This window comes from Roseibium sp. SCP14, from assembly GCF_040329475.1.
GTDB lineage: Bacteria > Pseudomonadota > Alphaproteobacteria > Rhizobiales > Stappiaceae > Roseibium.
This window is the reverse complement of record NZ_JBDZYH010000003.1, coordinates 775,692-786,820: the sequence shown is the minus strand read 5'-3', so window position 1 is coordinate 786,820 and position 11,129 is coordinate 775,692. Positions and strand designations below refer to the sequence as shown.

The 11,129-nt window shown below is 54.8% G+C and carries 10 protein-coding genes, 1 tRNA gene and 1 riboswitch; of the genes, 9 read left to right on the top strand and 2 right to left on the bottom strand.

Annotation, left to right across the window (positions count from 1 at the left end; all coding sequences use genetic code 11):
• Positions 1-242 precede the first annotated feature (242 nt).
• The 5 genes from ABLQ08_RS16190 (at position 243) to ABLQ08_RS16170 (ending at position 4,521) form a co-directional block, all read left to right on the top strand.
• The gene (locus ABLQ08_RS16190; protein ID WP_352944096.1) at positions 243-1,004 is read left to right on the top strand and encodes a GntR family transcriptional regulator; all 762 of its coding nucleotides are present in this window, start codon (positions 243-245) and stop codon (positions 1,002-1,004) included.
• A gap of 4 nt (positions 1,005-1,008) precedes the next feature.
• Positions 1,009-2,049, top strand: coding sequence for an SIS domain-containing protein (locus ABLQ08_RS16185; protein WP_352944094.1), 1,041 nt, complete (start codon positions 1,009-1,011; stop codon positions 2,047-2,049).
• Positions 2,046-3,191 (top strand): N-acetylglucosamine-6-phosphate deacetylase, encoded by a 1,146-nt coding sequence (nagA, locus tag ABLQ08_RS16180; protein WP_352944092.1) that lies wholly within the window; start codon positions 2,046-2,048, stop codon positions 3,189-3,191. Before ABLQ08_RS16185 ends, nagA begins: the two co-directional genes overlap by 4 nt.
• Positions 3,192-3,491: 300 nt before the next feature.
• Positions 3,492-3,567, top strand: a tRNA-Asn gene (locus ABLQ08_RS16175).
• Positions 3,568-4,170: 603 nt separating this feature from the next.
• The gene (locus tag ABLQ08_RS16170) at positions 4,171-4,521 is read left to right on the top strand and encodes a 4-fold beta flower protein (protein ID WP_352944091.1); all 351 of its coding nucleotides are present in this window, start codon (positions 4,171-4,173) and stop codon (positions 4,519-4,521) included.
• A gap of 159 nt (positions 4,522-4,680) precedes the next feature.
• Here ABLQ08_RS16170 and ABLQ08_RS16165 read toward each other — a convergent pair whose 3' ends face one another.
• Positions 4,681-5,550 carry an aminoglycoside phosphotransferase family protein gene (locus ABLQ08_RS16165; protein WP_352944089.1) on the bottom strand — a complete coding sequence of 290 codons (870 nt, stop codon included), beginning with the start codon at positions 5,548-5,550 and terminating at the stop codon, positions 4,681-4,683.
• A 465-nt stretch (positions 5,551-6,015) separates the two neighbouring features.
• Here ABLQ08_RS16165 and ABLQ08_RS16160 point away from each other — a divergent pair, with 465 nt between their 5' ends.
• Positions 6,016-6,849 carry a hypothetical protein gene (locus ABLQ08_RS16160; RefSeq protein WP_352944087.1) on the top strand — a complete coding sequence of 278 codons (834 nt, stop codon included), beginning with the start codon at positions 6,016-6,018 and terminating at the stop codon, positions 6,847-6,849.
• Positions 6,850-6,859: 10 nt separating this feature from the next.
• Here the strand turns inward: ABLQ08_RS16160 and ABLQ08_RS16155 are convergent, their stop codons facing one another.
• Positions 6,860-7,549 (bottom strand): SOS response-associated peptidase, encoded by a 690-nt coding sequence (locus ABLQ08_RS16155; protein WP_352944085.1) that lies wholly within the window; start codon positions 7,547-7,549, stop codon positions 6,860-6,862.
• A 245-nt stretch (positions 7,550-7,794) separates the two neighbouring features.
• On the opposite strand from ABLQ08_RS16155, the gene ABLQ08_RS16150 reads away from it, so the two are divergent.
• The 3 genes from ABLQ08_RS16150 to cobW all read left to right on the top strand — a co-directional run bounded on the left by ABLQ08_RS16150 (position 7,795) and on the right by cobW (position 11,093).
• Positions 7,795-9,138, top strand: a complete 1,344-nt coding sequence (locus ABLQ08_RS16150) for an FAD-dependent oxidoreductase (protein WP_352944083.1) — start codon at positions 7,795-7,797, stop codon at positions 9,136-9,138.
• Positions 9,139-9,189: 51 nt separating this feature from the next.
• Positions 9,190-9,402: riboswitch (cobalamin riboswitch) on the top strand.
• Between the two features lie 33 nt (positions 9,403-9,435).
• The gene (gene cobU / locus ABLQ08_RS16145) at positions 9,436-9,987 is read left to right on the top strand and encodes a bifunctional adenosylcobinamide kinase/adenosylcobinamide-phosphate guanylyltransferase (RefSeq protein ID WP_352944081.1); all 552 of its coding nucleotides are present in this window, start codon (positions 9,436-9,438) and stop codon (positions 9,985-9,987) included.
• Positions 9,984-11,093: a cobalamin biosynthesis protein CobW gene (cobW, locus tag ABLQ08_RS16140; protein WP_352944079.1), complete on the top strand. Its 1,110-nt coding sequence runs from the start codon at positions 9,984-9,986 to the stop codon at positions 11,091-11,093. The genes cobU and cobW overlap by 4 nt, the downstream gene beginning before the upstream one ends.
• The last annotated feature ends 36 nt before the right edge of the window (positions 11,094-11,129 follow it).

Genomic DNA, 11,129 nt, shown 5'->3' with positions numbered 1-11,129 from the left:
GTGACATTTTCGTATCACCATTCGCCGGTTGTCATGACCGATAGATCACACTGTATTTTGATTGGTCGCGAAGGGGGGCATCTATTGCCGATGTGCGGAAAAGGCTACCAATTCAGATTTTTCAGGCCATACGGAGCGTCGAAATGAAAAAGCTGGTGGTTTTTACCACTTGATTTTCGTAATTGGGCGCGTTTAAATTGGTATCTGAAAGGTATTATATTCACCCTGAGGCGCCATACCCTATGACAGACTTCATTTCCATGCTGGAAAACGGTGACTGGCTCGCAGGCTCCAGCGGACCTCGATACCTGCAATTGCGGCGGTGCATTCAGCAGGCGATTGACGAAGGGGTGTTGAAAGAAAACGAGTCTCTGCCGTCTGAGAGAGAAATTGCAGCGATCACCGATCTTTCCAGGGTGACTGTCCGTAAAGCTGTCGCCGGGCTGGTGGAGGACCAGATTGTCGTTCAAAAGCGCGGCAGCGGTTCATTCGTCGCTCCCAAGGTACAGAAGGTTGAGCAGCGCCTGTCGAGCCTGACCTCATTCAGTGAGGACATGACGCGGCGGGGGCTTGTGGCAAGCAGCGAGTGGTTGCGACGCGGTCTGTTTCCCGCTTCTCCGGAAGAGATATTTGCCCTCGGCTTGAGCGCCGGGCAGAAAGTTGCCCGCGTTGACCGTCTGCGCAAGGCAGACGATGTTCCAATGGCGATCGAAAGAGCCTCGCTTTCTGAAACGGTGTTGCCGAACCCGGAACGAGTGTCGTCTTCACTCTATGCCGTCTTGCGATCCACCGGAATGCAGCCTGTACGCGCGATCCAGCGAATTTCGTCGCGTATCCTTGAAGCTGTCGATGCTGAGCTTCTGAACGTTCCGGTCGGGTCCGCCGGGTTGAAAATTGAACGGGTATCCTATCACGCGTCCGGAAACGTCGTTGAGTTTACCCGATCCGTTTATCGCGGCGATGCATATGATTTCGTCGCCGAACTCCAAATCTCGAAAGATTAACTGGATGACCGATACTACGGGAGCTGTCGCTCCGACACACATGCGGCGGGAAATCGAAGAGATACCCGACGCAGCCAGAAGGTTGCTTGCAGAGGCAAAGCCGCTGATCAACGATATAGCAGGCAAAGCCGGCACACCGGTGTTTCTGGCAAGCGTTGCCAGAGGGTCCTCCGACCACGCGGCAACTTTTCTGAAATATGCATCGGAGATCTATCTCGGACTGGCAATGGCTTCACTTGGTCCATCGGTGTCCTCCGTTTACGGAGGCAAGGTGAAGCTTGACCGTGCACTTGTAATCGCGATCTCTCAATCCGGCGCGAGTCCTGATATCCTGTCCGTGGTCGAAAACGCAGTTGAGCAAGGGGCATTTGCCGTCGGGCTGACCAACACTGCCGATAGCCCGCTTGCGAAATTGTCGAAAGCAACGATCAATATCTGCGCGGGACCGGAGCTCAGTGTTGCCGCGACGAAAACCTTTGTAAATTCGGTACTGGCCGGTCTGCTTCTATTGGCACAGGTCGCGGACGACGATGATCTTGATCGTGCTTTGCAAGAGTTGCCGGATCACTTCGAAAACGCGATCGGTAAAGATTGGGGTGTACTCGCCGAGCCGATTGAGAAGCGTGGCTCACTTTATGTGATCGGACGAGGACCGGGCCTCGCTATCGCGAATGAAGCCGCGCTGAAGTTCAAGGAAACCTGTCAGGTACATGCGGAGGCATATTCTTCTGCGGAGGTAATGCACGGTCCTGTTTCAATCGTCGAAAATGGCTATCCGATCCTGGCGCTTGGTGTCCGGGATGCCGCCGAAGAAGGGTTGGCACAGGCTGCGGACCGGATGGCGGACCAGGGAGGCAGCGTCTTTGCGACAACAAACATGGTAAAACGGGCTGACAATTTGCCGTTTGAAGATACTGGACATCCCTTGACCGATGCCCTTGTCCAGATCGTGTCGTTCTATGCATTTATCGAGTGGTTCGCGCGCAAGCGTGGCTTCAATCCGGATGTGCCGAAACATCTTAAGAAAGTAACGCAGACCGTATGACTGACAGAACCGCCTACATCTGCCACAGGATTTTCGACGGCGAACAGATCCACTCCAACGCGGCGTTACTCGTTGAAGACGGACGTGTTTCAAGAGTGGTATCGCCATTGGATATCCCGGAGGAGTTCATCCAGGTCTCTTTGGATGAAGGCTTCCTCTCTCCGGGATTGGTCGACCTGCAGGTAAACGGAGGCGGCGGCTTGATGTTGGGGGACGCTGAGAGCGTCGCCGACGTTGAGCGGATTTGCAGCGCGCATGTTCGCCTGGGGACAACAGCACTTACACCGACCTTGATCACCGACACTCCGGAAGTGACCCGCAAGGTGGTGGAGTTGGGGATAGCGGCCTGGAATGAACGTGTCCCGGGATTTCATGGCCTGCACCTGGAAGGACCACATCTCTTTGCCGGTCGCAAGGGGGCGCATGACGCCGATCTGATCAGACCCATGACGGATGAGGATATCGAGCTTTACCTTAAAGCTGCAGATCAGCTGCCGAGCCTGATCATCACGCTTGCGGCCGAAACGGTAAGTGCGGACCAGATATCGACACTCTCAAAGGCAGGCGTTCGCGTAAGCCTGGGCCACAGCGGGGCTTCCTACGAGGAATGCCGATCAGCAGTTGACGCCGGAGCATCCTGCGTCACTCATTTGTATAACGCCATGAGCCCGTTGCAACATCGCGAACCGGGAATGGTCGGCGCGGCGCTGGATCTGGGGGGCTTGAGCGCAGGGCTTATAGCAGACGGTGTCCACGTGGATCCGGTTGCGATCAAGATCGCACTGAAGTCCAAATCCGGACCCGGAAGGATCTTTCTGGTCACTGACGCGATGTCACAAACCGGCACGGACGTGACAACCTTCTTTCTGGGGGGGAGGGAAATTTTCCGCAGCGGCGGAATGCTGAAACTGGCAGACGGTACACTCGCAGGTGCCGACATCGATTTGCCGTCCTCCCTGAAATATCTGACCGGCGTCGTTGGACTGAAGCTTGAAACGGCACTTGCAATGGCAACCGCTTATCCAGCGGATTACCTGGGGCGCCCAATGGGGCGGTTTGTGGAAGGTCGACCTGCCGATTTTGTTCATCTCGGTGACGACTTCGCGGTAAAGTCTGTCTGGATGAATGGCAGCGCAGTCTGATTTTACGCCGACCAACGCCGCTTTCCGGGTTCTGACATCTCTGCCTCGTTCAGTGCAAACGCGCCAATAAAGGGCTTGGAAGTTTGCGAAATTGCTGGAAAAGGCCAGCATTTCTGCGTTGTTTTCCAATTCAATGCGCACCTCTAGCTGTATGAAAAATAAAGAGTTTTCCACATGGTCGACAAAAAAATGACGACTGAAGGAAAAAAACGCAGCTAGGGGCTTGGCAAACGGATCATGCCTTTGTTATACGCATCTTCATCGACGGGGGCGGTGACGCACCGACCTCCAACGTGGTGATCCCCAGTAGCTCAGTTGGTAGAGCAAGCGACTGTTAATCGCTGGGTCGCTGGTTCGAGTCCGGCCTGGGGAGCCATCACCACCCTTTCTTTTCAGTGAAAATTTGTTGCCTCTGTTGCATCCTCGGTGTTCGTGGTGCGTGTTGACCCCGTACTCGATTTCATCTGTGGGCAGGTTATGCTCTAACGATTGATGGGGCTCGCTGGTTACGGTCTTTCGGCAAAGAATCACATTCGTCATGGATTTCACCAAGGGGTGCGATCTGAAGTCTGTTCTCGGACGGTTCGGAAATCCCTGACCTCGTGCAACCCGCCTTAAATGTTTGCAACTACCAAATCATCGAGACCTGCGCGCAAATGTGAGCTTTAACCGGCCCCCGAGAGATAACTCGACGGCGCGCGCGGACGGCAAGTTGCAATTCAAACTTTCGCCATTGAGAATCCGCAACCGGCAATCGGAGCTAAGATGAGGTGTTGAGGAGAGACGGATCGAGTCTACTGCAGCTCAATCGGGTACGGCACTCGGTCGAAAACTTGAAGAAAAATCCGGGAGCCTGAATGCACGTCTGGCATTGTTCACGAGCTGAAAGCTGCTTTTCCTCGGCAAGAGCAGAGGCGTATGCTCTTCTAGGCGTCGTTGAGAACTTCACGCAACTTCAATTGCTGACACGGGGGAGGCGATGGACGTTTACGACAGGGAGGGGAAAGCTGTCGGCTACATCCTCGATGGTTATCTACTGAACTGGAACGGTAGTCCGGCTGCCTACATTCAGAATGGTGCGATCTACGACCTCAAGAAGCGCCACGTCGGCCACGTGGGAGATGGCTGGATCAGAGATCGGAAAGGGCATGCCGTTGCTTTCTTCGGTGAACCTTCCGGCGGGCCGATGCCCCCGATGAAAATACGTCCCCCGCTGAAACCGGTCGCCCCCAGGCCTTCGTTGCCACCTCTGCTGCCAATCCCACCGCTGGCACCCATCCCTACATCCCGGTGGTCACCCTTTTCTTTGACGGATTTTTTGAACTCGTAGAAGCCTGGCTCGGTATCTGGACGCCGTGTGGGTATTGATCGCCTCAACGACCACCAGTGTCGGGTTGGTGATCGATTCAAGAAGAAATTGGAAATGTCATGCTTGGAAGCTTGCTTCCAGTTTCTGGCTTTTAATCAGTGAAATCGGCTTTGGCGCCGGCTAGGCTTCTTCATCACAGATTTGCTGGAGAGCTCGGGCTTGCACACCGTCGACGTCGGGGCTCGAAAGACCCGACAAACAGACGAGTGCTTTCCACAAAGCCCAGCCACGTGCTCTTTGCCAAGTATCTTCATCAACGGCGCAAGCCGATCGAAAGACATTACGGCTTTCGACGTCAAAAAATGTCCAAGCCATGGTGCAATCGCATGCAGGGTCGCCGATCCCGCATATCCCGAAATCGATCAGTGCTTTCACGGCGTCGTTCTCAACGATGATGTTGCCAGCTGCAACATCGCCATGAAACCAAACTGGTTTGTCTCTCCACGCCGAGGTTATGCTGCGTTGCCAAATGTCGAGGCAAAGAGCGCTATCTATTTTTCCTTCAAGAATTTCCAGGCTCTTTTGCACTTCATCGCCGTAGACGCTCAGATGGCAGCCTCGATAAAAGGAGTGTTTTCCGGCAATGGGGGCGCCGTTGGTTGGGATGGTTCTCATATCAGAGAGAATTTTGCCGAGCGAACTTGCAAACTCGTCCTGATTTACTTCTGAGGAATGCTCCAAGGTGTCGCCCTCAATCCAGTGTCGTATGGACCACGGCAATGGAAATTCGACATCCGGTTCACCAATCGCGACCACATCAGGCACCTCAACAGACAAGTGATTGCCGAGCGCCGCCAGTACATTTGCTTCTTTCATCACTGCGTCAGCGTATGACGCATTGCTCGGCAGGCGAACGGATAGAGCATCGCCAAGCCTGAAGGTTCTGTTGTCCCAGCCTTGCTTCCTGACCGGAGCAACCGGTAAGTGATTTAGGTTCGGAAATTGTCGCTCGATGAGATGTGCCACCAGGTCTTCATCGATGTGCCTCATGCTACAATCTCCGGTAGATATTTTCACTTCGGATGAAACCTAGTCCGTTCTGCGTTGTTTGTCATTTTCGCGTTCATCTGGCAGCCAAGCACCATTCACGCTCTATTGTCGAATAGCACCAAGCCTGGCCTGGTCCTCGAGCCTGCAATTCAGCTTCAGCAGCTCTACCGCCGTGCTCAACCAGACTGGAAAATGAAGTATCTGCTTTTCTGGCCCTCTTGTGATTTTCTAGCTGATTTGCAGAGCCTGAGAGTTCCTGCCCTTAGTTTGTGGCTGGAATCGATGCGACTGTGACAACAGTCACAGTAGTAACGGCGGTCCACTGTCAATATTTTCAAATGATTCATTCAAATAACTGTCTTCAATTATATTGTTGGGGGTAGGATGTATATTAGTGAGTGAAAGTAATTATCGAGAAAATGAAACCGAAGAATAGGTTAATCAAGTTACTCAAAGGGCGAAACCATGCAACAGTTTTGGACGCATCCGGCACTGTCCTATTTGCAATCTACCTATTTCCAGCATAGCCCGAACATGTATCCAGCGGACTATGGCCGCCACTACAACTCGCTTCCTGTGCCGACAGAAAGTGGCGTTGTGCATGTGACCGTAGATGGGTATCGCTCCAATTACACCGCTGAGCGCAGAAAGGAATGCAATGCATTTCTCAGAACAGCGCGGAAATTCTGCGACCAGCCAGGAAGCCGTTACCAGCAGGCAGGCGAGTGGACCCGAACCTGTCAGTCACGTGTTGTCTCTTGTTTCGCAGGGCAAGGGATGCCGGAGGAGATTTCGTTGATCTGTTGTCTGGCGGTTGAGAGCAAATACAAGACGATCGCCGAGTTGCCCCAGTGGGCCTGGGTCAATTTCGGCATGGACTGTGTGGGCTTCGTCAGCACCTATCTCATAGCTCTCGGTCAATTTAAGAAGATGTTGAAATACATACCGAAATATAAGGTCGTTGCCGATGTTGCGACGTCGATTGATGACATCTATTACGACAACGCGATCTTGTGGGCGAATGTCGATGGCGGCAATGCAAAGGTTCGGCCCAATCCAGGCAACAAGTCTCACATCGCAATCATAGAATGCTGGGAGCAGTACGGATCGTCGTTCTATGTGGCCCAGTCGGCCGGGTCCAAAAAGGGTGTCGACTATGATCGCGTCTACGAGATCGTCCAGGAGCCGAAATCGACCAAGCGGGACAGAGCTTATTGGAAAATACGCCAAAAAGGCACCTACACGACAAGCAAGGTCGTGATTACCAAGAGCGTTCCTCTTTTTGCAGCGGGTGATTGAGCGGGTTGCTTCAATCTGATCCTGGCTGCTTTGTCAAAGGTTCAATCAGACTCGGATCGTTTACGGTCTTTGAAGAATTCACCGCGCGCCCAACTCTATGGAAAGAAAACTCAGGTCCAAGATTGTGGCTGAGCAGGGCCTTGGCATCGATGACTGGCGTCTCTGGATCCAGCCAGGCGTCATATTCGGAATGCTCAAGCGCGATGGGCATGCGGTTGTGGATCCGGTTGATCGGTGCGACCGCGGCGGCGGTCAGGATCGCACAGGACGTGACTTCGAGCGTGCTGTTGTAGGCCCACAGCCCGGCAAAGGAGAATGGTGCCAAATCGGAAAGGTGGACAAACCAGGGATCCCGACCACCGTCTTCACCTTTCGTCCACTCGTACCAGCCATCGGCAGGTAAAAGGCAGCGCCCTGATTTGTAGGCATCTCGGAACGACGGCTTTTTCTCTGCGTCTTCAGAACGTGCATTGAACATCGGGTACTTGGATTGCACTTCCTTGGCCCAATGCGGAACCAGCCACCAGCGTCCGCCCGACACGGTCTGATTGCCGTCCCTGTCGAGGTTGATGAACAGCACTTCCTGTGTCGGAGCGATATTGTAGCGTGCGGCTGTATTTCGTTCCTTGAACTTGTCCGTCAGCCTGTACAATCTGACGATCTCCCGCCAGGGTCTGATCTGTGTGTAACGGCCGCACATGCTCGTCGTGCTCCCTGCTGCCAAACCAGATTAAAGGACAAACCGGGTTTCAATGAAAGTCTGTCTCAACCGGGTTTTGCGCGGAAGATCGAAGCTCGCTGAAGGGCAGTTAGGGGCGCACAGATTTCTCTCGGCCTTTGAACTGCTTCGGATTTTTCCGTTCCGTGGGCAGATCATCCTTGCGAGGTGGTCCGTGGCTTGACTGGTGCGGAAATGATAAGCTCCACCCAGAGTAGGAGGTCACGATGTCTTTGCAGCATGATGTTGTCATTGCCGGAAGCGGCCCTCTTGGAATTGCCACTGCACGCAGATTGGCCGAAAGAGGGGCAAAGGTTCTTGTACTTGAACAGGGAGAACCGATTTCGGAGCCGCCGGGATCGCATTACCGCAACTCGGAACGGTTCATCAGGCAACCGGACAGCTACCTCCCGGCTGCTACGCAATACCTGGAGTTTTTCGACGACAGCGTACCCCGCGACGCACTTCCCGGGGCCGCGGTCACGCGCACCGTCGGTGGCCAGGGAGTGATTTGGACGAACCTGTGCCCGCGCGGGGACGCGCTATGGCCCTTGATGAGCGAAGAGGTGTGGTCAGAGCGCTACCTGCTGGCGGAGAAGTATCTCGGTGTACAGGCCGACACTCTCGATCGTTCAGTCCGTCAGCAACGCATCGCGGCGGCGCTCAAACCTCGCGCCGAAGCCTCGGGTCGTGTTGTCTCAGCACTTCCTGTAGCCGGGCACTATCGGGATGACGGAAAGCTGCGATACACCGGATCAATCGACATTCTGGATGCAGATGCAGCGGCTGGTAAGAATGTGTCGATACGACGGGACCGGGTGGTTCGTGTTGTGCATGAGGGTCACAGGGTCAAGTGGCTGGAGACGGCATCCGGACGCATCGAGGCGGCGAGTTACGTGATTGCAGGTGGCGCAATCGCCACGCCCCAATTGTTGTTCCTGTCGGGCATTCGGCCAAAAGCACTGGGTCGGTATCTTTCCTATCATCCCTTGGCTGTGTGTCAGGTTGTTCTTGATCCCGAGTTCTGCCGTGCAGACGGTCAGACGGATATCGATCCGCGCATACAGGTTCGGCCAAGCGAAACCGCGCCCTGGTACACGCTGATCCTGCATGATGTTTCGCCATTCACCCCCGCCGGTGACGATGTCGAGATCGGATCAAACCGTCTGGTTGAGATCCAGTCAATCTGCCCGGTCGACAATGAAGAACACAAGCGGGCGATCTTCCACGAGGATGGACGCGTGACCTTCGATGTTCCGTTGTCGGCCGCTGATCTTGCCAGAATGACCGACGCGGAAAAGGAGGCTGAAGAACTAACGGATCTGATCGGACGCACCCGGGACGGGTGTTCGCTGACCTGGATGCCTTTTGGTTTTGCACACATGACGGGAACGACCCGCATGTCGAAAGATGACAACGGCACCGGTGTCAGCGATTACCAGGGTCGTGTGTGGGGCTATGACAACTTGTACCTTGCCACCAACGGACTGATACCGACGAGAATGGCCGTCAATCCGACACTGACAGGTGTCAGCCTCGCTATCCATGTCGCAGACCGGATCCAGGTTTAGTTTCCTTATAGATGAGCTGCTTCTGCCTTCTTGTTTCATCGCCACAATCCGGTTAGGAAGGGATTTGACGGTTCTGGAGACGGCTTTGCCGAATCCGGATGAAACGGGAATCCGGTAAGGGCATCGAGACCCTGATCCGGAGCTGCCCCCGCAACTGTGAGCGGTGAGCGCCTGCATAAGAGCCACTGGCCCTGTCCGGCCGGGAAGGAGTGCAGAACGCGATGAGCCGCGAGCCAGGAGACCGGCCGTCGCTGAAGCAACCTCAAGCGCTGTCGGGTGGACGGTCGGGAGAACAAGGTGACGGATAAGAACAGCCCGCGAGCAACGCTCGTTTTTGGCGGAGCCCGCTCCGGAAAAAGCCGTTTTGCAGAAACCCTTGCAGTTCGATCGGGCCTTGAAAAGGTCTATGTGGCAACCGGGGCCGCATTCGATGCTGAAATGGCTGAGCGGATCACGGCCCACAGGCAACAACGAGGCCCTGGCTGGGTAACCGTCGAAGAACAAATGGATCTCACTGCGGCGTTGGAGCGTGAATGTGCCCCTCAGCGGGTCGTTCTTGTGGATTGCCTGACGCTCTGGCTCTCGAACCTGACCTTCTCCGGAGGAGACATCGGCTTGGAAACGGACCGGCTCTGCGAAGCAATCCGGAACTTGCCAGGATCTTGTATCTTCGTTTCGAACGAGGTCGGGATGGGCATCGTGCCGGAGAACCGACTTTCCAGGTCGTTTCGCGATGCGCAGGGCCGACTTAATCAGGATATTGCGGAGGTTTGCAGTCAGGTGGTGTTTGTCGCCGCCGGGCAACCGCTGCTTTTGAAACCCAATACTCAACCGGAAATCAGATTATGACCACTTCTACCTTGCAGCCGGGCCAGAAAATTCCGGCAACGATCGTCACCGGGTTTCTGGGAGCAGGCAAGACGACACTCATTCGGAACCTTCTCCAGAACGCAAACGGCAAGCGTATTGCTCTGATCGTCAATGAGTTCGGTGACATGGGGTTCGACGGATCGCTTGTGAACGGCTGCGCGGATCCGGATTGCTCGGCTGAAGAAGTGGTGGAGCTGACCAATGGCTGCATCTGCTGCACGGTGGCTGACGATTTTCTGCCGACCATGGAAATGCTGCTCGCTCGCGATACGCCACCTGAGCATATTGTCATCGAGACTTCCGGTCTCGCATTGCCGCAACCGCTGGTTCGGGCGTTTTCCTGGCCGAGTGTAAAGCCGAAGGTCACCGTGGATGGGGTGGTGACTGTTCTGGACGCTGCTGCACTTGCCGAAGGCCGGATTGCACTGGACGAGGAGGCTCTCGAGGCGCAACGCGCTGCAGATGAAGCGCTGGATCACGAAAGTCCCGTAGAAGAACTGTTCCACGACCAGCTTCGCTGTGCCGATCTTGTTGTGTTGAACAAGGCCGACCTGGTGTCTTCAGATGCCTTGAGCGCCGTTCAGAGGAAAGTTTCGGAAGACGTCAGGCCAACAGTACATATCGTCTCGTCGGAAAAGGGAACGTTGCCGATTGAAGTTCTGCTTGGTCGGGAGGCCGCCGCAGAGGATGACATGGCGTCTCGCCATGAGCATCACCATCATCATCATGATGATGACCACGAGCACGAACATGAAGATGGCAATCATCACGAACATCACCACGACCATCATCATCACGACGATTTTGAAAGTCACGTCCTGGAAATTCCGGCTTTCGAAAGCATGAAAGCGGTTGAGCAAAAGGTTCTCCAAGCCATGGGCCTGAAGGGAGTTTTGCGCATCAAGGGCGCGGTGAACATTGATGGGAAGGCAGCGCCGGCGATGGTACAGGCAGTCGGACCGCGCGTGGAATCATGGTTTGCTGTAGGGGCGGAAAGCGCGGGACGGCTCGTGGTCATCGGCCTCAAGGGAATGGACCTGGCTACCGTGCGCTCCGCTCTCGGCTGTGTAAAAGCCGCAGCCTGATACATACTTGATCTTTCCAGATTAAATTCGCTTTCC